The following is a 22,696-nucleotide window of genomic DNA, read 5'->3' as shown; positions in this document are numbered from 1 at the left end:
AGATATCGGACGCCGGTAAAAGTTCAAAAGCTGTATCCAGAAGTTCTGGATACAGCTTTTGATATGTCTACGCAATATTTTATTGGATTCGGATCAAGATTAAACGATTTGTAGCTGAAATAACATCTATTTGTTCTTGGCCTTTCGTGTAGCGTACAGAAGCGCCTTGCCTTGAACCTTTTTCCCATCCATTCGCTTTCAATACCACTTCATAGCCCAAAGGAATCCCGTTTTCCTCAGATGCCCGGTTCCACTCGTACAATTTCGCCACTTCATTTTCTTCTGTCAGCTTTGCGCTTTTCGGCACGGGAAATCCTGATAATGCGGCCGACGATGCCTCATAAGAAAAGAAGGTAGTAAAGTAAAAAAACAAACCGCTAAACAATACGATTCCTAAAACCCATCCCCAAGTGTGTTTCACAACGCGCCTCCTCAATTGAACCTCTTATGTATATCAATAATGAGAACTTCCATATATTCTATGTTTTTCCTATTAGTATATACGAGGAATCAAACTAAAAGGTTTCAGAAAATGAACAATTATTGAATATTTGTCTAATAAATTACGAAAAGAAAAAGAAGCGGATGATTTTAAACGAATCATCCGCTTCTGCTTATCCAAGAAATTTTTCTTTTTTATCCAACCATTTCAGAAACCCTGCAATTAACCGGATAAAGTTTTCCTTATCGGGCTCCCAAAGTTCGTGCCCTGCATCTTTTACTGTCATGAATCGTACGTCTTTTAGGTGCTTTTGGTAAAATTCCACGTCGCTGTCTTTTAACAGCGAGCCATCCTTTTCTCCCCGAATGACTAAAACCGGAACATCAATTTTTGCCAATTGGTCTTCTAGGCTGAGCGCTGCTGATTCTCGTTGGATCCCTTCAGGCACATGGAAATTTTCCTCGCTGATAAAACCAGCGGCTTTCACTCGAGCTTTCCACTCTTCTGGAAAAGCGGGATATTTGGAGGGATAATCGCAAAGAATCATCCCTTTTATATGGGGGTTATGAGCAGCAAAATCAATGGCATAGGGGACGCCCATAGAATAAGCGAGCAGGCAATACTCTGTTACGCCGCTTCTGCCTACTACCGCTTCAATGTCCGTTACATGATCTTTGAATGCATAGCCTGAAAGCGGCGCTTCGCTCTTGCCTCTTCCCCTCAAGCTCATGCTGATCCGCCTTCTGTCTTTAAAATAGCCCAATAGCTCAGTTGCTTGTGCCGCATGGTTCAAAGCTCCCGGCACGTAGACTAAAGGAGTCATCATATCGTCGAAAATAGCGGTTTCCATATAGTGCAATTTCACACCATTTGCTTCTGTCCATCTGTCTGTCCAGTACATTGAAACTCCCCCTAACTTTCAGGTGCCTTTTATCCTTTTTTCACAAACTCCGATTTCAGTTTCATCGGACCGAATCCATCAATTTTACAATCGATGTTATGGTCGCCCTCTACAAGGCGAATATTTTTCACTTTCGTTCCGATCTTTAACACCGAAGAACTCCCTTTTACTTTTAAATCCTTAATGACGGTCACAGAATCCCCGTCTGCTAATAGATTGCCATTGGCATCTTTGACTTTCGTTTCGTCTTGGATTTCAATTTCTGGAGCCGGATTCCATTCATAACTGCATTCCGGGCAGACAAGCAAATTGCCGTCTTCATATGTATAAGGAGAATTGCATTTTGGGCAATTCGGAAGTTCGTTCATCAGGCGTTCCTCCATTTTCAGTAGATTTGCTAAAAGCTAACTATTTTTTCATTATAACTTTCCATTTAATTTCCTGATACTTTTAACTCTTTCGAAAGAATCACGTCTTATCCATATAGGTCAATGTTTTATTGGTAAAGCCAAACAAGACCGTTAAAATTGGCGAAAGCAGACAGAAAAAAGCGAATGGCAAATACTCGAGCGTAGAAATTCCAAGGACAGATGTAATGAAAATGCCGCACACGCTCCACGGCACTAGCGGATTTACGACGGTCCCAGCGTCTTCCATGACCCGGCTTAAGTTTTTGCCTGCAAGTCCGAGCTTGGCATAGGACTCCTGGAAAGCCTGGCCCGTCAAAAGAATGGATAAGTATTGTTCGCCGATTAAAATATTGACGCCAATTGCTGTCATTGCGGATGCTGCAATGACCGAGGAAACTTTTCTTAATAAGCTTTCAATTTTGGCAAGCAAGCATTGAATGATGCCCAGTTTGAAAAGTATTCCGCCCATACTTAAAGCAAGCAGCACCAATCCGATTGTAAAGAACATGCTTTGCATTCCGCCGCGGGTAAGCAATACGTCAATTTGCTCTACCCCTGTTTTAGACACATATCCACCGAATAAAGTTCCGAGCATTTTAGAAAACGGGATGCTCTGGTGAATGAAAGACAACCCGACGGCACTTATCGAACTGACGGCCAATGTCAGCAAAGCTGGCACTTTCGCCAAAGTTAAGAAAATCAATACAAGCAAAGGAAGCAAAGCATACCAATGGATCAAGCCAGTTCCTTCGAGGCCGCTCTTGAAAATTTCAATATTTGCCGTATCTTTCAGTTCCACGCTCGGCGAAAGGATGGCAAAGAAAAGAAATGTCAAAACAAATGCCGGAATGGTCGTCCACCCCATATTCCGAATATGTTCAAATAAATCGACTCCGACAATGGAAGCTGAAAGATTCGTCGTGTCAGACAGCGGCGACATTTTATCCCCGAAAAAAGCGCCGGATACAATCGCTCCAGCAGTGATCGCCAATGACAAGTCCATCGCCCCCGCTATTCCGATAAAAGCCACTCCTACTGTTGCAACAGTGGTCAGCGAACTGCCAATTGAAAGTCCGATTAAGGAAGTCACCACAAAAACGATGGCGAAAAAGAATAAGGGCGTAACCAGATTAAAGCCGGCATAGATCAAAGTCGGGATCGTACCGCTCATCATCCAGCTGCTGATTAAAATTCCGATGAGGAAAAACAGGAAAACTGCACTCATCCCAGCTCCGGCACCTTCGACCAGCCCTTTTTCAAGTTCACGGTAAGGCACTTTCTTTGCAAGCCCGTAGCAAATCAACAAAAAAATCGAAAATAATATAGGCATATGGGGTGCCGCTTCAAAAAAGATGATGCAAACACTGATGATGGCCACAACCATAGCCGTTAGGGCAATCGCTTCTTTAAAACTTGGTGAAATGACTGCTTTGATCTGGAACATGGAAACGCCTCCTCTTACTGATTCTTTACTAGATTATGCAAATAAAAAAAACCTTCCATCCCTGTAAAGGGACGAAGGTTTTCTCCGCGTTACCACCCAATTTGATGCCTCGCTTTAATCGATGCATCCACTTCATTGTTTGCTGAAAAGACAGATGGTGTAATTCATTCGATTTGCTGCCTGAACTTTCACCAACCGCTCAGTCTCTTTCTGCTGCACACAATCAAACTACTTTTTCATCATTCAACATTTTCTATCGCATTTCTAATTTCTTTAAATCTTATCATGTCTTTTTTACAAGTCAACCCTCCTTTTCGTCCTAGCACCAATTTATTCACCGATTGGATAGAAGAAAAAGGAATAAAAAAACTTCAAGTGGAATCAACGGATTCCACTTGAAGTTTAATGGTTTATGAGATGGCTTGTTCTGTAGGTCCTTTTCCTTTGGAAATAGGCAACGCTTCCATAAGGGCCTGATCAACTTCATTCGCAAGGCGCATTTTTTCAAATCGCGAAATTTCCTGTAGGCTCGCTTGCATTTTTTCTGCGATTTCATCTTTTGCATAAGAAGGAATGATGGATAGATGCTGGACTTTAAAATCCTCGTCTTCTTTAACAACTCCGATTAAACCGACAATTTTTTCATTTTCTTTCCAAATATATAATTGATAAAGCGGATCGCTTTCATAAAGATCGATTAATTGTTGAAGGCTTCTTAATTCTTTTTCTTTCACAACCAAAGCGAGAAGACCCATCGCTATTTTTCTATAGGATTTCTTGTATCGGCTTAACATTCTGCTACCCCTCTTTTTCAGGTGATGTCAAATTCATGCTGTGATGCGTTTCATAACTCCCAACTATGTATACACTTTTCCTTTCTGCTTTAAACCTCTTTTCATTAAAAATCAATAAAAAAAGACCTGAAAGTTCAGGTCAAATTTCGCTTTTCGCTTCTTCATTGCGTAAAAGCATTTTTTTATTGAGTTTTCCGATTGCTGTGTAAGGAAGCTGATCGACAATTACCAGTTCTTTCGGCATCTGGAATCTGGCAGCCCTGCCTTTAAGCCATTGTTTAATTTCTTCCGGAGTTTCTTTCACACCGTTTTTCAGTTGAATAAATGCTTTTAGTCGCTGTCCGAAGACAGGGTCTGGAACCCCTACTACCGCCAAGTCTTCAATGGCGGGATGTAAGAAAAGGATGGCGGCTAAATCATGGGGATAAACGTTTTCGCCCGCCGATACAATTCGGTCATCCGTTCTTCCGGCTAAGAAATAATTATTTTGCTTGTCGCTATAGCCAAGGTCTCCTGTCGCGATCCAGGAACCGGAGGAAGCGCTGACTGCGCCTCTATTCTTAATATGCAGTTGCCCGATTTCACCAATAGGCATAATCCTGCCATCTGCATCCATTATTCGTATGGTTACTCCGTCAATCGCCTTGCCGATGGTTTTAGCAGAAATCGCCAAATCTTCCGGGCCAGCAATCGTGTTCAAACCGGTTTCAGACGTCCCGTATAGATTAAAAAGCACCGGCCCTAATTCGCCAGCAACCCTTTTTACAAGCTGCGGATTGAGTTCCGCGCCGCCGGAAACAATGCATTTCAAAGACTGCATCGCTTCCCGATTTTCTTGCAGCATTTTATGAACCATCAATGGCACTGCTGTCATCACTTCCGCCTGATGTTCATCGACCAGCCGGCAAGCCTCTTTTTCATGGAACTCCTTTGTGATGATGGCATGTTTGCCAAGGACGAAAAAGATCAGGAGCACTGCAATGCCATAGCCATGATAAAGAGGGGTCGCGATATAAGCTGTCCGGCAGGATAATAAATTCAATTGCGTAATGATCGCAGCAAACGGATGTAAGTAAGCAAAGAGCGAAATCTTATGCTGTGCCTCTTTCGCATGCCCTGTCGTCCCACCGGTCATTAAGACCAATTTGCCCATAAACGTCCGTGGAACTCCATTAAAATCGCTCGGATCAGGGGACAAACTCGCTACCAGTTTTTGAAGCTGCAAACAAATTACATCCATTTCCTCCAAAGCTTGACTGATCGTTTCTTCCAGTTCTTCGCCGTAGACCAGCAAATCGAAATTGTGGTGATCGACCAATCGGAGGAATTGCTTCCGTCCTAGCTCTGCATTCAATAAATACAAATCTGCGCCCAGACGTGATCCTGCAATAAGCGACGGAATCAAGGCGTCGTTGTTTTTGCACAAAAAGGCGATTTTCTTTCCTTTTTTGATTCCATAAGATTGATAGAGGACGGTTGAAAGTTGTTGGCTTCTCGTAAATAGCACTGAGTAAAGCGTGGTTCCTTTGTCAGAAGTCAAGACAGGTTTTTGGCCATATAGTTGATTGGCAAAATCGGCCAGCATCATTAAATTGACGCCTTGGCGATAAAATGCGGTTAACAAACCGAACAAATTACGCGGCTTAGCAGCTGAATTTGCTTCAGCACACGGACTAGTTTAAAGATGTTCAAAGCCTTTCTCCTTTCCTGATGATCCGAGGAAGTGCCGTTTCAAAGAATCTCCTAAAAATAACTGAGCCAAACTGTCCAAAAATCAGCCACCATGGCATATGCCGCTTTTTCTTCTTGTAGATAGCCGTACCGATCAGTTTGGCAACATGGTCCGGTTCCATTGCAGCGGCTTTTTGATATGCGGGAGTCGGCAGGATCATCGGCGTTTTCACTAAAGGCAAGTAGATCGTCGTCGTCGCAATGCCCATTGCGTTCATTTCCGGTGAAGCTGAGCGGAACCAGACATCAAATGCACTTTTGGATGCTTGATACGCGGCCCAAAAAGGAAACGGAACGAGCAAGGCATTGATCGTCGAAACATTCACAACGTGGCCGCTATTTTTCTTCAGCAGCGGAATGATGGAAAGCATCAATTCGACTGGTGCAAAATAATTGATCGCCATTGTCCTGGTGAAATCATGGAAGCGGTCTAAAGAATCTTCAATCGGACGATAGATGGAAATGCCTGCATTGCTGACCGCTATATCCAAGCCTTTGGGCAGCTTATGAAGAAACTTGAGCAAACCCGCCAATTGTTCCCGATTGCGCAAATCCGCGCCGAATACACTAACCTCGGTATGCGGAGATTCAATTTCCTCTTTGATCTCCAAAAGGATAGTTTCTCTTCTGGCCACTAAGATCAAATGGCAAGGAATATCTGCCAGCAAATAAGCGAGTGAACGGCCAATGCCAGAACTCGCTCCCGTGATCAAAATGGTTTTGCCGCTCAATGCCTTCACCAGTTTTGGGCGATTGAATAGAACCGGCGGAAATAAAAAATGTTCCAGCAACGTGTAAGTTCCCATATTCCACCTCTTCATCCTCTTACAACTTCAACCTCTCCTGATTCTTCGGCCTTTTTATCAGGCCAATTCACCAAGAAAATCCCTGCAAAAATTAGGGTTCCGCCAATTAAAAGGGAGATTCCAATTTTTTCGTCCAACAATAGCCAACCCGTGATGACGCCAAAAAACGGCGCAAGGAAAAGAAAGGCACTGACTTTTCCGGGATTGCCATTTTGCAGCAAATAAAACCAAACGGAAAATTGGACGATCGATGCCGGAATGGCCAGCCATAAAATAATAGCCACGGAAGCTGACGTGAAGACTGGGACGGCATTTTCCAATAACAAGCTCGCTGCTAAAAGAAGGATGCCGCCAAAAAACATCTGGTAAGCGGTCAATACCCATGTATCAAACTGTCCGCCCCATTTTTTGATCAATAAAGTTCCGATAGCCCAGAAAACTGCGCTCGCAAAACCGAAAACAGTTCCGACTTCCAACTGGACTTGGCCGCCCATCGTGACGACCACACCTAAAAACCCTAAAACCACACCTGCCCATTGCAATAATCGATAGGAGATCTTCAAGGCAAATGTACCGAAGATTACGACCAACAAGGGATTCATGAAAGTGAGAATTGCAGATTCCCCAGCTGTAATCGTTCGCAGGCTTAAAAAAATCGCACCCATGACGCCCGCCGTCTGGAGAGCGCCGATTAAAAAGATTTTCAGCCAGTCATTCACTTTTACAGGATGCTTTTTCTTTAAAACTATTACAATGACCGCCATCATAATGCCTGCTAACGTGAAACGCATGCCGACCAGCAGCAGCGGTGAAATGTATTCCAAGCCGATTTTGCCGACTGCAAAAGAGGATCCCATCAAGCTGGTCGTCAACACCACTAAAAAAGCAAAAACAGCTTTATTCTTCATACCTTTATCCCCTTTGCCAATCCACTCTATAGATTTTTCTCATCCTTTAAACGCATCACTTCATTTTCTAATGAACCCAAACGTTTATGGATTCGATAAAAAATAGGAAGATAAGCTATCACGATAATAAACACCCACCCCATAAAATCACCCTTTCTTTATGACCGATTGCATTCCATCAACCAGCAATCCCGCATCTCCCCTTCATGCATTTCATGCTTTTCAAGGAGTTTTATTTTCCGGTATCCGGATTTCTCGTAGCAGGCAATGGCCCGTTTATTTTCTGCCTGCGGATCCATAACAATGCGATCGGCTCCTAATGAATCGAATAAATAATATTTGATCAAACCCACTAAGTCGGTGCCGATCCCTTTATTCCAATAATCCGGTTCTCCGATAAATTGATCGGTGCCGAAGATTTTCTCTTGGCTTCCGTAACCATAGATTTCCCGTTCTTCCGCCAAGACTGGATAGAATTGAATATAGCCAATCGCTTTCCCTTCATATTCCACGATGCACCTTCCTGTTTCGTCCTGCCGATTGAGGAAATGGGACTCGACTAGCTGTTCATCGTGGGGGTTATCCCGTCCTTCGTAATACTCGAGGACACGCGGGTCTGATAGCCAACGAACCATATTGTCTTTATCTTTGCGGGTTAATTCACGGATAGCAAGAAGTTCATTTTGAATAATCAAGTATCTATCTCCTTTTATCAAGTTGGGTTATCCGATAATTTTCGCCATATAATATTCATTGACGAATTGGCCATTTATGAGGAGCGAATCTCTTTTCGTCCCTTCCACTTCAAATCCCGCTTTTTTATACAATGCGAGTCCAGCTGCATTTGTTTCCATGACCGTCAGTTCGAGGCGATGAAGGCTGATTAAAGCCGCCCAACTGTCCAATGCCCGAAATAACTCGGTTCCGATCCCTTTTCCTCTTTGTCCTTCGGCAATGCCTAAAGCGATATATGCGGAGTGCCGCTTTCGCCTTACCCCTTCACCCATGGCAAACAAATAACCGACAAGGCAGTTGGCATCTTCAGCTAACAAAATGGCAGAGTCTTCGCCTAGAGCTTCGATTCTTTTGCTCAATTGTTCCGGCTCTGTTTTTCGTTCTCCCGGCTCGAATAACATAAATTCCGACTGTTCTACATGCTTCATTAAATTTACTAATTTCTCTGCGTCTTCCGGTGCTGCTTTTCTGATCTGCATAAATTGCTTCCTCCTTAAACCGAGCTGACTCGACAAAAAGGAAATAGCTTAAGTCAGCTATTTCCTCCTTGCTATTAATCAGAATTTTTTATTTCTTTCATTAATAGTACACTATTCTATTGCGTTCTACTAAGGTAATTTGGTAATTATTTCTTTATGAACCGAATAATTTCTGACGAATAAACCTGTATAAACCAAGAATGTTCCGATCATCAATAAGACTCCGATATACACGGACATCATGGAAGGCATAAGATAAGCGCCTATGATGATGGTCGAACGTGCCAACAAGTCTGCTCCACTGAACGAAATATTTGAAAAGGCGGAGTACGAGCCGCGCTTGTCCGCCGGAATCATATTCGCCTGCTCGGCATTGCGGACCGGCGAATAAATCAATTCTCCAATTGTCGCAATCAAGTTGAATACGATTAAGATATACCAGGCATCCGCTGATGTAATCGTGATATAGCCGATACTGTAGATGATGAGGCCGGTCAGCAAGACTTTCTGTTTTGAAAATTTATCTGTGATCCGGCTGACAAAAAACGTCAAGCACACGACCAATAGCATGTTCTGGATATTCAATATGCTGAGCATGCGCACCCCGACAATTTCAAAGCTGCCGATGCTGACAGCTTCAAACGTCTCCGCCAATCGGACACCGATGTAGCTGTTCAAAGAAAATTCAGCCGCAAAGATGAACATCGATCCAACCACGACTTTAACAAAAGGCAAATCGCGAAAAGCTACACGGTAATTTTGCAGCACATCCATAAAAACGTTTTTATGCTGCTGCTTCCGCTGTTCCACTCCGCCGTCTTTCAACCAGATTTGGAAAGCAACCGGAAGCCCTGAAGCCGTCACGGTCAAAAGAATGAATAATTCAATTTGATGATTAACGTACAGCAATCCGCCAAGCGCTGCCCCGATTGCCATCGAAAGATTCGTCAGCCAATACTCGATTGTGTAAACCGCTTTCCGGTTCTCGGGAGTAGTGGAATCGATAATAAGTGCGTGCATAGCCGGCCGCCCTAAACTGCTGGTGACTACAAAAAATAAATATGCAGCAGCAAAAAGCAAAATCCAATTTTGATCAGGCAATAAGCTGATCGTCATTAACAGGAAAAAGAGCGCACTCAATGCGGAAGTCCAAACGACCACTTGTTTTCTCGGAAAACGGTCCGAAACATAGCCGCCGATTAAATTGATAAAAAAACCGATGATGACTGTAAAGACTAAAAATGCCCCAGCCCAAATCTTTCCGACTTCTTGCGCGAAAAATAATGCCATGAAAGGCATGACCGCAGAAGATACCGCCCGGTTAAAGAAAGAGGTGATTAAACGGACTTTAATGTTTTGTGGATAATCTTTCCATCTCATGTTGTCAACCTCCTTTGTCTTATGTATATTAAACTAGACAAAACAATTAGAAAATGGACATTTTCCAAAAATAATGTCCACTTTAAAAGGAGCGGCTCATGGATAATCAATTATTGAAAATGTGGCATGCCATTCCGTCAGGAGCAGCCAAAAAACAAGATCTCGCTGAAATCCTCGATTTGAGTTTGAAGCAAACATCACGCCTTCTTCAAAAATGGAGCAACGAAGGCTGGCTTGTCTTTACGGCAGGGAAAGGGAGAGGGAAAGTATCCAAACTTGATTGGCTGAAAAACGTAGAAAAATACTTTGAGGCAGAATTGATGGAGATGATTGAACAGGAGTCGGTCGAAGTCAGCAGCAAGTATCTTTTATACGATTGGTCAGTGGAAAGCAAAATGCGCCTGATCGATAAATTCCGGATGAGCTTCGGTTATTTTCATGACCTCAGTGAAGCCGATAAACTGATCATCCCAAAGAAAAATCCTTTGCTGACCAAACATCCATTGGAAGCTGCAGACATCTACAGTGCCAATATGATTGCCAATGTCTTCAATCGTTTAGTTTCCGTGGACAGTTTGGGCATTGTAGAACCGGAACTAGCCCATAGCTGGGAAATGGGTGATACAAGACTCGTCCTGTATTTGAGAAAAGATGTGAAATTCCATGACGGCTCCACGCTAACTGCTGAAGATGCTGCAACATGCTTAAACCGTTTACGTGAACACAGCCATTTCCACGAATTATGGAAACCGATCACTTCGATCAAAGCGGTTGGTCCGCTCGTTTTGGAAATCAATTTTCCGGAAGGCTGCAGTTATTGCCTTCAAATGCTCGGGATGATCAATTCCAGCGTATTCAAGGAAATCTCAGGAGACGTGATTGGGACAGGCCCTTTTTATTTTGAAGGGGACGGAAAGAGCAAGACAACACTTAGGGCTTTTAACGATTATTTCCGGGAACGCCCCTTGCTGGATGCCGTGGAATTCATCCAGGTACCGAAAGATTTCGATTCGATCATTTACCGATCGACGACTCAAGACGCAGCATGCGATACATTTATTGTAGAAAGTGATTCAGGTGTCGGCATGATGATTTTCAATGCTTTTCGGGATTCAGCCATCCAACGTAAAGAAGTCCGCGACTATGTACATTTCGCGATAGCCAAGCATCGCCATAAAATCGAAGCCTATTACCCAAGGGCAAAAGCCAATTACCAGAGCATCCTGATTGGCGAAAACCCGAATTATGAAATTCCTAACGCAGCTCGCCCTGAATTAGATCGGCCGCTCGTCATTAAAACGACCGATTATTTGGAAGGTGCCACCGCATGGCTGAAAGAGGCGCTCGAAGAGGAAGGAATCCCTGTCGAAATCCAGCATCTCTCGTTTGAAGGCAAAATGGACGACAATGGCTTGGATCAACAAGCCGACCTTTTTGTCCATGGTGAAGTTTTTGAAATGAACCAAAGTTTTTCTTTCTATCATTTTTTCAGAAATGGGTATTCTCCCTTCGCATCCCTTTGCAAAACAGATGCTATTCTAACGGATCGATTAAACCGCTACGCTTCCACCCCATTTTCGGAATGGGCCCAGTTAAACTTGGAACTCGAAAAATACTTGGTCGAATCTTCCTTGATGGTCCCTCTTTATTACGAAAGGAGGCAAATTCCGTTTTCTGCAGACTTGATGAATATTTCCATCAGTCATTTTGGCTATGTGGATTTCTCGAAACTTTGGGTACGCCCTTCTACTATTCCAACCGGTTAAAAAAACAGCTTCCTAAAAATTAGGCAGCTGTTTTTGCGGAGGAGCATAATATTTATATTGTAAACTTAAATCTTCTCTTCCACTGGCAAATGCAATTCAACCATCCTTCTGAGGAGCTCTTCCGTTTGTTTGTCGCCTTCGAGCTTCCCGATGATCCATTCCATATCGTTATGGATCAATTTGCTTAAATCGATTACCGCTTCCCCGTGGCGGCCGGGTGTGATGGTTTCCAATATTGCCACGAGACTGTCCATGATTCTATTCGGCAAAGAATCACTCATCGCTTTCAAACCGAGCTGTGCCCGTTCCGGTTTGTACTTATGCATTAACACTCGTGCAAGATGGTCCGTCGAACTGGTCAACATGCGGGAAGCCCATACATCATTTCCCCGGCCAGCCGCTTTTTTGTATTGGAACATAAACCAAGCCACATCGATCACCGCATCTTTGAACTCTTGCGGGCTGATTGTTAGGGATTGGCTTTCGCTAAATTCTTCCATAGCCCCATGTGGATCATACAGGACTTTAAAAAAGTCTTTTTTTGTAAAAGATTCAGCAGTCACGGTGAAAAGGTCCATATGCAAAAGATCATCAAATACCGCAATGAGCTGTGGGGCAATGATAAAGATGTCATCTTCAAAAATAATCGGACGATACGATTCAAGATGGGCTTTCCTGTTTTTGAGAAACGCTTTTTCGTCCTTTTGTTCAACTAAGCAATAAAGATCGATATCCGAATGTTCATCATGCTCGTTTCTTCCCATCGAACCTTTTAAGAATACCGCTTTTACGAATGGATCACTTGATAGACTTTCTGTTATCTTCTGGACTGCTAATTCCTGTGGCAGCATGTTTTCACCTTCCTAAATCCCATTGTTAAAGCGTATCGTTATGTGCAAATTCTATAAAAGTTCACTTTTGCGGTTCTCTGTGGAATTTGCGTTTTCCAATTCCGCAATAATTGCCTGCACTTCCTTGATCGCAAGCTTTTCTTTGGCCTGCCCAAACATTTTGTTTGCGGTAGCAAAAGACTTCACCGCTTCTTCTTTTCGCCCGATCGCTTGCATCACTGCACCGTTGCCTCTATAAGAATAGCCGATGCTTACCAAGTCATCTGATTTCAGGGCATAATCCAGTGATGTCTGCATCATCTTTTTAGCTGCTTTCAGCTTTCCTTCACTCAAGGCAATAAGTCCATGCTCGTAGTAATTAGCCGCGAATAGGGCATTAGAGGAAGGCATATGCTTTTGCAGGAGGTCATATTCACGGATAAAGGTTTCTTTTGCTGTTTTCAGCTTTCCAGATAAACGCTCCGCTGCCCCGAGTTGATGCAGCGCAACTGCACTGTATTCCCAATCGTTTTCTCGAGACGCTGCATCAAAGAGCTGCTGATAGATTTCTTGCGCTTCATCAAATTTCCCTTGAGCGCTTTTCACATTGCCCAATCCAAGAAGCGCCGACTTGAATAAATCCGGATTGCCCTCCCGGCATTCTTCCATGCATTCCCTGTATAAAAACTCAGCCTGACCTAAGTTTTTCTTCTCCAACTGAATAAAAGCTTCCGCTACCTTCTCCTTTAAATTGTCCATGCCGTCCCTCCTCGCTTGAACTCCTCTTAACCATGCTTTCATTATAATGTAAAACTTATGTAATTGAAAAAATATTTAGAAAAGAGAAGGGACGACGGGCTAGCTTTTTCTTTTAATCTGCTAGTTGAATCGTTGTTAAATGCTTCGTGCAATTATACAAAGGGCATTGCCAAATCCCTTCTGCATGTTCAAGCAGCGTAATCGACGTATTTTCCAAATCTGTCTTCTGGAATTGGTCCGGCAATAGCGCCTTTAAGGTTAAGCCGATCAATGCCCCATGGCTGACCATCAATATCCGCTTGCCAAGGTATCGTGCGGCTATTTCTTCAATAAACGCCATCCCTCTGGCTGCAACATCTTCTGGTGCTTCCATTCCAAGGTCCAAACTTCGCCAATCAGCGCCCCATTTTTCCAGACGTTCAGCTTCGGTCGTCCCTTCAATTTGTCCACAGGAAATCTCACGGATTCGCTGATCAAAATGGGCAATCGGCATGTTCAGTTTTTTGGCAATAATCTCTGCCGTTTCCCTTGCTCGAGAAAGGTCGCTTGAAACGATAAGATCCCACGGGCTTTCTTCAGCAAGACGTTGAGCGATGGCCACTGCTTGCATGCGTCCTGTATCATTCAACGGCACATCTGCACATCCTTGGGAGATTCCTAGCCGGTTCCATTCCGTAATTCCATGTCTTACAATTCCGATTGTCGTCATCCAATGATTCCCCTTCCAACTTATGTATTCATTTAATTTTCCATTTATTCCGCTTTTTTTATTATACGGTAAACCGTTAGCGGTTCACAGCTGTACGTATTTTCCATATTAAAAGCCCTAGCCAAAAAACAGCAAGGGCTTATCTTCTATTCTTTTCTTTCAAGCGTTGTCGGCACTGAAAAAATTGTTTGGATATCTTCGGTCACTTGAATGCCTTCGCCGGACGTCATTTCAGGGACCGTAAAATCGAATGGGATTTCAACGGTGCTTTCAAAATCATTGATAACAATAACGCCTTTTTTTCCGGCCATATCGTCATTTTTGTGATTGATGATAAAGGTCTTGCGGTCTGGTGAGAGTTGGAATGAATTCGGCGTGAAATCGATCAAAGTGCCATCATCCAGTCTCGCGGAATAGAAAAAGTAATAGCCTAAATCACGGGGTGAGAATTCGGCCGGTACTTCTTTTTTAGCCACTATTTGAAACGAAGTGGAGGAAGTGACTTCTGCACGTTCAATTTCAAAAAAGTAATTATTATCGATAATATACGAAATGGTTTTATAAAGAAGGTTCGCAAATTCACCGCGTGTGATATTCAGGTAAGTTCCATAAGACGTTTCTGTTTTCCCATTGGTAATTCCAAGTCCGTATAACGAATTGATATACGGGGTGAACACGCCGCCAACATCGGTAAATGGTGTTTCAGACTCTTCCTCTTCTTCCAATCCGAAACCAAGTACCAGGAATTTCGCCATGGCACCTCGCGTCAACTTGTCATTCGGTTTGAACTGCGTATCTGTGACGCCAGCCACAATGCCAAGTTCAGCAAGTCCGTTGACAGAACCACGTACGCGGTCGTTGAGATCAGTAAATCCGGCATCCGGTGCCAGTTCCGTATCTACCCCTAAAGTGCGGGCCATGATAACTGCTGCATCGCCTCTAGTCAAAGCCTGCTGCGTCCCAAACTGAGTTGACGTTTTGCCGCTGAGAATTTCATTTTCAAATAGAAAACTGACAGCTTCCTCGTATTTAGGCCCGACATCTGTAAAAGAATACGCAGACGCTGCATGAATAGGCGCTGCTGCGCTGGCGACTGCGATGACTGTTGCTGAAGCTGCCATAAAAAATTTATCTTTGTTCAACTCATTATTCTCCTGTCCTGATAACCTATTTTTCCTGATTGTACCATCAAAGAAATTAACTGTATACACATTTAAAATGCCAAAAGAGCCTTTATTTTACACATCTAATTCTTTGATAAATGACCGGGCTTCCTGCACGAATTTCGGCTTTTCTTCCAAAAACGGATAATGGTTGCTGTTGCTGAAGACCGTCAATTGCGAACCTGGAATCCTTTCTTTCATCTCTAAGGAATAGAGGAGCGGGCACTGGACATCATGTTCACCGCACGCAATCCATGTGTGCACGGATATAGTGTCCAATTTTCGGGTCACATCGAAAATTGGCAGTTCCCGGCTGAAGAAATCCAGACGGATGCCTGAAATTGATTTTACATGGGCGGCGTTGAAATAGTGAGGATAGCGGTCCGGTTGATGCAGCGAAAGTTTCGCCCGTTGAATCACCAACTCTTTCCTTTTTTCCGGATTAAGCCCTTCCCGTTTCAGGGCTTCCAGCAAATCTTGCATCTTTTGAAATTGAGGGTGGGCTTCATTATAAATGCAGCCACTTGAAAAAGCGGCATAATCCCTTGCCGCCGCACCGACAAGCAGCAATCCCGTTAAACTTTCTGCAGCGGCTATTCCATAGATAACCCCGAGCATGCCGCCTGTTGAATGTCCGGCAAATAACCATTGATCAAACCCAAGAGAATTGCGGACCGCCTCTAAATCAAAAATTGTTTCGAGCATACTTAATTGATAGGGCTGTTCCGCTTTTACCGATTGTCCCGCCTCTCTTAAATTGACTAAATAGACGGTGCAAAATGGTGTGAACGTTTCCGCAAAATAGTCACCGGTTTCATTGAAAATAGAATAATGATGCGTTACACAAAGCGGCGGCCCTTCCCCTTTGGCGAACACTTCAAAAATCCCTCTTTCTGTATCGATTATCAGCTGTTTCCATTTATCCATGTGGCTGAACTCCTCTATTTTTTCGTTTCTCTTTATTTCTGTAAAAGCATCGGGTTTTCCTGTGCAATCCGCTTTTCTTCACCAAATCGCCTTTTCTCTTGAATGCCCTAAACGGCTTATCGAAACCCAAAAAGAAAAACCTTCAGCAACTGCTGAAGGTTCTCGTTTACACGCCCATTTTACGGCGTGTGTTATTCACTTTTTTCGTTTGTTGGCTCTTCATCTTTTTCGTTTCCATTGAAGATCCGCCTCCGCCTTTATTGTTAGCGGCTTGGTTTTTCTTTGCTTCCAGCTGGCGTTTTACGGCTTCCTGCAAACTGACTTTTTTCGGTGTGTCATTCGATTCAGTCATCTTTCATCCCTCGTTTCTTGTAAAGATCCTATACTGTTGGACTATTGGCTTTTATTATAACACAAATACAGGAAATTAAGCTTTGTTTTCCTTAAACCAACCGCTGACTTGAGAGAAGAATTTCGCCATCGGCTCTGGCTTCGACATATTCGGAACCACTGCGAGCAATACTTCTTTCGGCGCTTTCACACCTTCTTTTTTCTTCTGAAGAATCAAAATGCCTTTTGCATACGTAGAATTCTTGAATAAGGTACTCGGCAATTCCATAACCGATTGAATATGGGCATGCTTTTTCAGGAAATTATGCAGCTGTGCTGATTGCGGTGATTCGAAGAGCCCTTTTGGAATGACGAAGAACAAATATCCGCCATCAACCGTGTGTTTCAACGCTTGCTCGATGAATAGATGATGGGCGTAAGACATGCCTTCTTCCGCTTTCAAATCGTATCCGCCGGCTGTTTCCTCATCGGGATAATAGCCGACCGGAAGATCCGCAATTACCGCATCCACCGGATCAATCAATAGCGGCTGCAAAGCATCCTGGCGGTAAAAAGTCACGGGCTGTTCCACTAAATCTGCCGTAGAAGCTGCCAAGCGGATCAACAGATCGTCAATTTCAACACCGACTCCCGTCAATTGGCCGTCCAGATAATTCATGACCGTCAACAGCAAATTGCCTGTTCCAAGCGCAGGATCCATGATCGTCGCTTTTTGTTCTTTTATGAACAACTCGACCAAATAGCCCATCAACAGTCCAAGTGCATCCGGCGTCATCTGATGATGCGGCTGGACATGTTCTTTCATCCCTTTTAAAACTGCCAGCTGGATCGCTTTTCGCACATCTTCTTTTCCGGCTTCTTCTGCAGGCTGGATATGGCCATCAAGCCATGTCTCCGTCGTTTCAAGCAAACTCTCCAAATACGAAAGGTCTTGTTTCTTTTGTACGTCTGTTGCGTGATTATCAATAAAATAGAATATCTTTTCCATCGCTGAATTCATGTTCTTAACCGTCCTCAATAAGGAAACCCACTCAATATGAGTGGGTTTCTTGTATTAGTTTGTCAATTCTTTTACTGCTTGGATCGCTTTGTCGTAATCTGGGTGATCCGTACCTTCTGGAACGTATTCCACGTATGCCACACGGTCATTTGCATCCACCACGAAAATAGAACGCGCGAGTAAACGCAGCTCTTTCATCGTTACGCCGTATGCTTCACCGAACGATAAGTCCCGGTGATCCGACAGCGCTGTAATGCTGTTCACTCCGTTGATTTCGGTCCAACGCTTTTGGGCGAATGGCAAATCCGCTGATACTGCCAATACCTCGACATTGTCGCCAAGCGAAGCAGCTTCTTCGCTAAACCGTTTCGTCTGATCGGAACAAACGCCAGTATCAAGTGAAGGGACTACACTGACTAAACGTACTTTACCAGCCGTATCCTTCAATGACACAGGGCTCAAATCATTTGCCAGAACCGTGAAATCCGGTGCTTGGTCCCCCACCTTAACTTCATTTCCTGGCAAAGTCACAGGATTTTTCTTAAACGTAATTTGTACCAACAAAAACGCCTCCTTTTTCTCCACTTCCAATCTTACTAGAACGCCTCGGTGTGTTGCAACTCAGACCCATCCGCCGCTTTTTTCTTCATCACCGTACTTTTGCGGTAAGCCTGTTCATGAATCACTGTCGTGTCTGCGATAAAATCATGGATCCCTTGTTTCAAAGGAGTGAATCCCACAATCCAATACAGCGGCAGGATTGTCACCGAAATAAAGCGGCCAATCCATTCGCGGAATAGCAAGGTGCTCCATGATAGCTTATCCGTTTTCAGCGAAACGACACGGATGCCCATAATCATTTTGCCGACTGTCTGACTAAAGTATTTTGTCATTAACACGAAATAGGCATAAAAGAGAATCGCAGAAATGATGGCATACGATGCATACCAAGGCGAATCGCTCGTCTCAAGCCCTAACAGAAGGAAGATCGGTTTCACCAATATCGAAGTGACCGCTGAAATGAGCAGCAAATCGATCAAATACGCCCAAAACCGCACCCAAAATCCTGCAGGCTTACGCTCGTAAAATAGAACTTCTTCGTAACTCGGAGTTGAAGGACGAGCTACAGGTTCTTCTATTGCAGCATGAGTTCCCTCGTTCAAATGGTCCGTCATCAATCGTCCCTCCTTTATTTTTCACCGTAAAGATACATCATCCGCGGTGAATTGTACTCTGAAAATAATTTGGCCATCATTTTCGATTCAATATCATTGCCTAAAAATGAGTTGAGTTTAAATGAAAGCAAGGATCCAAGTCCATCAGATACGCCGTATTCGAAAACTTCCGCGTTCTCTAATCCGAAATCCTTTTTCACTGCCGCAATGACATCTTCTTCAAATCCGAAGTCATCTGCCAAATTCGCTTCCACGGCTTGGCGGCCATTCATGACGCGGCCATCCGCTACAGCTTTCACTTCTGCTTCTGACATGCCGCGGCCTTCTTCAATGATATCGACAAATGACTCGTATGAATCATCCAGCATATCTTGAAGGATTTTCTTTTCTTCGTCCGTCATATCACGGGTCGGGCTCATAATATCTTTATACGGCCCTGATTTGATGGTCACAAAGTCAATGCCGTATTTCTCGGCAAGCTTTCCGTAGTTGACGCTTTCCATGATGACACCGATCGATCCAGTCAAGGTTTCACGGTTTACGAAAATCTTATCTGCCGGAGCTGCAATATAATAGCCGCCGGATGCAGCTGTTGCACCCATCGACACATACATCGGTTTTTCCGTTTCTTCCTGGATTTCTTTGATCTTATCGTAGATCTCAGCCGATTCGACCACTCCGCCGCCCGGTGAGTTGACATTTAGGACAAAAGCTTTAATGCTGTCATCTGATTTCACTTGCTCCAGCTGTTCCATGAAAAACTCATGGTTGTAGCCGGTACTGCCGAACAAAGATGAAGCTTCCCCGGTGTCTTGGATAACCCCTTCTACATTCAATACCGCAATGCGCTCATCAAAATCACCGGATTCAATCACATTTTCTGCAAAACTCGTTTCGCCTGTAGCCAACACTTCATCAAAATTCGCATTCATCGCCGACTGGAAAAATGCAAATGCGGAGTTAATGACAAGAGAAATGCCTAAAACAGCTGCGGCCGCCAGCAATGCGATCCATCTTTTTGTATTCATCTATTCAGTTCCCTCCTTTAAGTCTACAATCCATTATACGGGTAACCCTAAAAAATGTTTCATTTCTGCTCTAAGTTATTAAAGCGGTGCATTGGCATTCGCCCGTTTTAAATTCCGGGCTTCGATAATTTTCGACCCCGTAAACAATGCTAATGCAAACCAGATAAACGAAAACGAAATCAAATCAATGCGGTCAAAAGCTTCCCCGTATACAAGCACGCCAAGCAATAGCATCAAAGTCGGCGCAATATATTGGAGAAAACCGATCATATACATCGGAATCAGCGGCGCACCCGTTGCAAACAGGAATAATGGCAGCGCAGTAGCCGCACCGCTTAAGATCAGCAGGATATCCGTTGTACCTGAATCATGCAGGAATACGGCCTGCCCGGAAGCAAACAAATACACCATGTATGCAGCGGCGAGCGGCAGCACAAATAAGGTTTCAAGCGCCAATCCCCGGAGCGCATCCAATTTAATGGTTTTCTTGATAAAGCCGTAGAATGCAAAACTAAATGCCATTCCAAAAGCAAGCCAAGGAAACTCACCGTATGAAATCGTCAAGATCGCCACGCCTGTTGCCGCAAAAACAAAAGCGACTTTAACAGCCGGCGCCATTTTCTCTTTCAAGAAAAATACACCCAGCAGCATCGATACAAGCGGATTGATGTAATAGCCAAGACTTGTTTCAACAATCCGGTCGTTCGTGACTGCAAAAATATACAAAAACCAATTGGCTGTAATTAAATACGAAGCCAGCATCAACGTAAAAAATGTTTTTTTCGATTTCCATAAGGCTTTTAAGTCCGCCATTAATAGCTTAGACCGGCCGATTAAAAAGATGGCCGCCAAGGTAATCAGAAATGACCAGATGACTCGGCCGCTTAAAATTTCATCAGCCGGTACATGGTCCACGGTCTTCCAATAAATTGGCAGAAATCCCCAAATCGTATAAGTCATTATCGTAAACAATATACCTCTTTTTTCATCACTCATCTTGAAACGCTCACCATTCTCTCTCTATTTTGTCTCTCGAAATAATAGTCTAATTATATGCCCCGATAATTTTTAAGTAAACAATAAAAGCATAGGCAGCCACGTAGCTTCGACGGGCTTAAGGCAGGACACGCAGGAAATCCTGATTTCCGTAGTGGGTTGACTTAAGATCCCGAGAAGCTGGCTGCCGGAGTCTGGACAACATTAAAAGCGGAAGTGGCCATTTAGATTCGCCGGGCATAAGACGAATTGGCGAAGCAGCATGGTTTCAGGCGAGTAAATTCGGTAAGGACAAAACAAAAGAAAAATAAAAAGCGGCCGAATCATCGGCCGCTTGCTGCTACGATTTATTTTTTCTTTCTGGCGAAGCTCCACTCGCCGGATTTTCCCTGAAGCGGTTTTAGGAAGTTCTGCTAAAAAATCGATGGCTCTCGGATACTTGTACGGTGCCGTCAGTTCTTTTACATGATCCTGCAATTCTTTGACTAGTTCGTCTGACGGTTCATTGCCTTCTACGAGAACGACAAAGGCTTTCACGATGGTTCCGCGAATTTCATCCGGTGCTCCGATGACCGCACATTCCTGAACGGCTGGATGCTTGACAAGGGCATCTTCCACTTCAAAAGGCCCAATCGTATAGCCGGAAGAAATGATGATGTCATCGCCTCTTCCTTCAAACCAGAAATACCCATCATCGTCTTTTGACGCTTTATCTCCCGTAACGTAATAATCGCCGCGGAATTGCATTTTCGTCCGCTCATCGTCTTTGAAATAGCCTTTGAATAAAGCGGGTGTCGAAACATGGACAGCGATATCGCCGACTTCCCCTTCCGCTGCCGGCTGGCCGTTTTCGTCGATGATTTCCACGCGATTGCCCGGAGTCGGTTTCCCCATGGAACCAGTGCGGATTTCCATCCCTTTCATGATTCCGACCAATAATGTATTTTCGGTCTGGCCGTATCCATCACGGACTTCTAGGTTGAAATGCTCTTTAAACACATTGATGACTTCCGCATTCAACGGTTCACCTGCTGAAACCGCACTGTGAAGAGAAGACAAATCAAAAGATGCTAAATTTTTCTGTTTCGCCATCAATCGGTACTCAGTCGGCGTGCAGCATAACACATTGATTTTTTGCCGTTCTAAAATCTGTAGATAGACTTCCGGATCGAATTTGCCGTTATAAACATAGCCTGTAGCTCCGCTTCCGAGCGTCGCAAGGAACGGGCTCCAGATCCATTTCTGCCAGCCAGGGCTTGCTGTTGCCCAGACAAGGTCACCTTCTTTTGCGCCTAGCCAATGTTCAGCGGAAGTGCGTAGATGTGCATAAGCCCACCCGTGGCTATGGACAGCCCCTTTTGGATTGCCGGTAGTACCGGATGTATAAGATAAGAAAGCCATATCGTCATTCTTCGTTGCTGCAGCTTGATAATCATCAGAAGCCGCTTCCATTTCATCAGTCAATGATATCCAGCTGCTGTCAGATTTTCCGATGACGAATTTCGTCACTTTTTTCATTTCCTCAACTTCTTCAAACTGATCCATAAACGGTTCGTGAGCAATGACCGCTTTCGCATCACTGTGGTTCAACCGATAAGAAATATCTTTTGCGCGAAGCATTTCAGAACTTGGAATCACGACAAGACCCGCTTTAAGAGCCCCGATATAGGCAATATAGGCTTCGATTAAGCGAGGCACCATAACTAAAACGATATCCCCTTTTTTAAGTCCTGCTTTTTCAAAGCTATTCGCCGCTTTATTTGCTTGTTTGATCAATTCATCATATGTAACTTCTTTCTTTTCCCCTTGCCCATTTTCCCAAATGATGGCAAGTTTGCCGTTTCCAGTCGCAAAACGTTCAATTTCTTCGGTTAAATTATAAGATTCCGGTGCCAATAAATCTTCTCTGTTCACGATGTATTCCCCCTTGGATGCTAAAAAAATATTATATCCCTATCATTA

The 22,696-nt window shown here is 43.9% G+C and carries 24 protein-coding genes; 1 reads left to right on the top strand and 23 read right to left on the bottom strand.

Annotation, left to right across the window (positions count from 1 at the left end):
• Window positions 1-79: 79 nt before the first annotated feature.
• The 11 genes from L0M13_RS07120 to L0M13_RS07070 all read right to left on the bottom strand — a co-directional run bounded on the left by L0M13_RS07120 (window position 80) and on the right by L0M13_RS07070 (window position 10,030).
• Entirely contained in the window at window positions 80-421 is a 342-nt protein-coding gene (locus L0M13_RS07120; protein WP_235198901.1) for a hypothetical protein, read from the bottom strand.
• Window positions 422-614: 193 nt separating this feature from the next.
• Entirely contained in the window at window positions 615-1,343 is a 729-nt protein-coding gene (locus L0M13_RS07115) for an alpha/beta fold hydrolase (RefSeq protein ID WP_235198900.1), read from the bottom strand.
• Between the two features lie 29 nt (window positions 1,344-1,372).
• A complete protein-coding gene (locus L0M13_RS07110; RefSeq protein ID WP_235198899.1) occupies window positions 1,373-1,711 on the bottom strand; it encodes a zinc ribbon domain-containing protein YjdM in 339 nt (112 codons plus the stop codon).
• Between the two features lie 100 nt (window positions 1,712-1,811).
• Window positions 1,812-3,197: a Na+/H+ antiporter NhaC gene (nhaC, locus tag L0M13_RS07105; RefSeq protein WP_235198898.1), complete on the bottom strand. Its 1,386-nt coding sequence runs from the start codon at window positions 3,195-3,197 to the stop codon at window positions 1,812-1,814.
• Between the two features lie 410 nt (window positions 3,198-3,607).
• A complete protein-coding gene (locus tag L0M13_RS07100) occupies window positions 3,608-3,991 on the bottom strand; it encodes a GNAT family N-acetyltransferase (RefSeq protein WP_235198897.1) in 384 nt (127 codons plus the stop codon).
• A 139-nt stretch (window positions 3,992-4,130) separates the two neighbouring features.
• Complete coding sequence (locus L0M13_RS07095) at window positions 4,131-5,624, bottom strand: AMP-binding protein (protein WP_235198896.1); 1,494 nt, start codon at window positions 5,622-5,624, stop codon at window positions 4,131-4,133.
• Between the two features lie 55 nt (window positions 5,625-5,679).
• Complete coding sequence (locus L0M13_RS07090; RefSeq protein ID WP_235198895.1) at window positions 5,680-6,528, bottom strand: SDR family NAD(P)-dependent oxidoreductase; 849 nt, start codon at window positions 6,526-6,528, stop codon at window positions 5,680-5,682.
• An 11-nt stretch (window positions 6,529-6,539) separates the two neighbouring features.
• Window positions 6,540-7,436: a DMT family transporter gene (locus L0M13_RS07085; protein ID WP_235198894.1), complete on the bottom strand. Its 897-nt coding sequence runs from the start codon at window positions 7,434-7,436 to the stop codon at window positions 6,540-6,542.
• Window positions 7,437-7,594: 158 nt separating this feature from the next.
• Window positions 7,595-8,131, bottom strand: coding sequence for a GNAT family N-acetyltransferase (locus tag L0M13_RS07080; RefSeq protein ID WP_235198893.1), 537 nt, complete (start codon window positions 8,129-8,131; stop codon window positions 7,595-7,597).
• A gap of 27 nt (window positions 8,132-8,158) precedes the next feature.
• Entirely contained in the window at window positions 8,159-8,650 is a 492-nt protein-coding gene (locus L0M13_RS07075) for a GNAT family N-acetyltransferase (RefSeq protein WP_235198892.1), read from the bottom strand.
• A 129-nt stretch (window positions 8,651-8,779) separates the two neighbouring features.
• Complete coding sequence (locus L0M13_RS07070) at window positions 8,780-10,030, bottom strand: MDR family MFS transporter (RefSeq protein ID WP_235198891.1); 1,251 nt, start codon at window positions 10,028-10,030, stop codon at window positions 8,780-8,782.
• A 98-nt stretch (window positions 10,031-10,128) separates the two neighbouring features.
• Between L0M13_RS07070 and L0M13_RS07065 the strand changes: the two genes are divergently transcribed.
• The gene (locus L0M13_RS07065) at window positions 10,129-11,796 is read left to right on the top strand and encodes an ABC transporter substrate-binding protein (RefSeq protein WP_235198890.1); all 1,668 of its coding nucleotides are present in this window, start codon (window positions 10,129-10,131) and stop codon (window positions 11,794-11,796) included.
• 65 nt (window positions 11,797-11,861) lie between these two features.
• Here the strand turns inward: L0M13_RS07065 and L0M13_RS07060 are convergent, their stop codons facing one another.
• From L0M13_RS07060 to mbcS, 12 genes are all read right to left on the bottom strand, one after another.
• Entirely contained in the window at window positions 11,862-12,647 is a 786-nt protein-coding gene (locus L0M13_RS07060; RefSeq protein ID WP_235198889.1) for a nucleotidyltransferase domain-containing protein, read from the bottom strand.
• Window positions 12,648-12,698: 51 nt separating this feature from the next.
• On the bottom strand, window positions 12,699-13,385 hold the full coding sequence (locus L0M13_RS07055) for a tetratricopeptide repeat protein (protein ID WP_235198888.1): 687 nt from the start codon (window positions 13,383-13,385) through the stop codon (window positions 12,699-12,701).
• A gap of 112 nt (window positions 13,386-13,497) precedes the next feature.
• Window positions 13,498-14,094 carry a histidine phosphatase family protein gene (locus L0M13_RS07050; RefSeq protein ID WP_235198887.1) on the bottom strand — a complete coding sequence of 199 codons (597 nt, stop codon included), beginning with the start codon at window positions 14,092-14,094 and terminating at the stop codon, window positions 13,498-13,500.
• A gap of 146 nt (window positions 14,095-14,240) precedes the next feature.
• Complete coding sequence (locus L0M13_RS07045) at window positions 14,241-15,236, bottom strand: S-layer homology domain-containing protein (protein ID WP_235198886.1); 996 nt, start codon at window positions 15,234-15,236, stop codon at window positions 14,241-14,243.
• 96 nt (window positions 15,237-15,332) lie between these two features.
• Window positions 15,333-16,184: an alpha/beta fold hydrolase gene (locus tag L0M13_RS07040; RefSeq protein ID WP_235198885.1), complete on the bottom strand. Its 852-nt coding sequence runs from the start codon at window positions 16,182-16,184 to the stop codon at window positions 15,333-15,335.
• A 166-nt stretch (window positions 16,185-16,350) separates the two neighbouring features.
• Complete coding sequence (locus tag L0M13_RS07035) at window positions 16,351-16,536, bottom strand: hypothetical protein (RefSeq protein WP_235198884.1); 186 nt, start codon at window positions 16,534-16,536, stop codon at window positions 16,351-16,353.
• 75 nt (window positions 16,537-16,611) lie between these two features.
• On the bottom strand, window positions 16,612-17,535 hold the full coding sequence (locus tag L0M13_RS07030; RefSeq protein ID WP_235198883.1) for a class I SAM-dependent methyltransferase: 924 nt from the start codon (window positions 17,533-17,535) through the stop codon (window positions 16,612-16,614).
• A 54-nt stretch (window positions 17,536-17,589) separates the two neighbouring features.
• A complete protein-coding gene (gene tpx, locus L0M13_RS07025) occupies window positions 17,590-18,096 on the bottom strand; it encodes a thiol peroxidase (RefSeq protein ID WP_235198882.1) in 507 nt (168 codons plus the stop codon).
• Window positions 18,097-18,131: 35 nt separating this feature from the next.
• The gene (locus L0M13_RS07020; protein ID WP_235198881.1) at window positions 18,132-18,710 is read right to left on the bottom strand and encodes an RDD family protein; all 579 of its coding nucleotides are present in this window, start codon (window positions 18,708-18,710) and stop codon (window positions 18,132-18,134) included.
• A gap of 14 nt (window positions 18,711-18,724) precedes the next feature.
• Window positions 18,725-19,738, bottom strand: a complete 1,014-nt coding sequence (sppA, locus tag L0M13_RS07015) for a signal peptide peptidase SppA (RefSeq protein WP_235198880.1) — start codon at window positions 19,736-19,738, stop codon at window positions 18,725-18,727.
• 78 nt (window positions 19,739-19,816) lie between these two features.
• On the bottom strand, window positions 19,817-20,734 hold the full coding sequence (rarD, locus tag L0M13_RS07010; RefSeq protein WP_235198879.1) for an EamA family transporter RarD: 918 nt from the start codon (window positions 20,732-20,734) through the stop codon (window positions 19,817-19,819).
• A gap of 204 nt (window positions 20,735-20,938) precedes the next feature.
• Window positions 20,939-22,648: an acyl-CoA synthetase MbcS gene (mbcS, locus tag L0M13_RS07005; protein WP_235198878.1), complete on the bottom strand. Its 1,710-nt coding sequence runs from the start codon at window positions 22,646-22,648 to the stop codon at window positions 20,939-20,941.
• Between the last annotated feature and the right edge of the window lie 48 nt (window positions 22,649-22,696).

Origin of the sequence: Planococcus sp. 107-1 (assembly GCF_021513255.1) — a bacterium.
In the GTDB taxonomy this organism is placed as follows: domain Bacteria; phylum Bacillota; class Bacilli; order Bacillales_A; family Planococcaceae; genus Planococcus.
This window is presented reverse-complemented; position numbering and strand designations above follow the sequence as displayed.

Coding starts and splice junctions, on each gene's coding strand:
- L0M13_RS07060 (WP_235198889.1), bottom strand. CDS start 12,647: ATGCTGCCACAGGAATTAGCAGTCCAGAAGATAACAGAAAGTCTATCA.
- L0M13_RS07040 (WP_235198885.1), bottom strand. CDS start 16,184: ATGGATAAATGGAAACAGCTGATAATCGATACAGAAAGAGGGATTTTT.
- L0M13_RS07055 (WP_235198888.1), bottom strand. CDS start 13,385: ATGGACAATTTAAAGGAGAAGGTAGCGGAAGCTTTTATTCAGTTGGAG.
- L0M13_RS07020 (WP_235198881.1), bottom strand. CDS start 18,710: ATGACGGACCATTTGAACGAGGGAACTCATGCTGCAATAGAAGAACCT.
- sppA (WP_235198880.1), bottom strand. CDS start 19,738: ATGAATACAAAAAGATGGATCGCATTGCTGGCGGCCGCAGCTGTTTTA.
- L0M13_RS07085 (WP_235198894.1), bottom strand. CDS start 7,436: ATGAAGAATAAAGCTGTTTTTGCTTTTTTAGTGGTGTTGACGACCAGC.
- L0M13_RS07090 (WP_235198895.1), bottom strand. CDS start 6,528: ATGGGAACTTACACGTTGCTGGAACATTTTTTATTTCCGCCGGTTCTA.
- L0M13_RS07115 (WP_235198900.1), bottom strand. CDS start 1,343: ATGTACTGGACAGACAGATGGACAGAAGCAAATGGTGTGAAATTGCAC.
- L0M13_RS07030 (WP_235198883.1), bottom strand. CDS start 17,535: ATGAATTCAGCGATGGAAAAGATATTCTATTTTATTGATAATCACGCA.
- L0M13_RS07070 (WP_235198891.1), bottom strand. CDS start 10,030: ATGAGATGGAAAGATTATCCACAAAACATTAAAGTCCGTTTAATCACC.
- L0M13_RS07065 (WP_235198890.1), top strand. CDS start 10,129: ATGGATAATCAATTATTGAAAATGTGGCATGCCATTCCGTCAGGAGCA.
- L0M13_RS07100 (WP_235198897.1), bottom strand. CDS start 3,991: ATGTTAAGCCGATACAAGAAATCCTATAGAAAAATAGCGATGGGTCTT.
- L0M13_RS07050 (WP_235198887.1), bottom strand. CDS start 14,094: ATGACGACAATCGGAATTGTAAGACATGGAATTACGGAATGGAACCGG.
- nhaC (WP_235198898.1), bottom strand. CDS start 3,197: ATGTTCCAGATCAAAGCAGTCATTTCACCAAGTTTTAAAGAAGCGATT.
- L0M13_RS07075 (WP_235198892.1), bottom strand. CDS start 8,650: ATGCAGATCAGAAAAGCAGCACCGGAAGACGCAGAGAAATTAGTAAAT.
- rarD (WP_235198879.1), bottom strand. CDS start 20,734: ATGAGTGATGAAAAAAGAGGTATATTGTTTACGATAATGACTTATACG.
- L0M13_RS07110 (WP_235198899.1), bottom strand. CDS start 1,711: ATGAACGAACTTCCGAATTGCCCAAAATGCAATTCTCCTTATACATAT.
- L0M13_RS07035 (WP_235198884.1), bottom strand. CDS start 16,536: ATGACTGAATCGAATGACACACCGAAAAAAGTCAGTTTGCAGGAAGCC.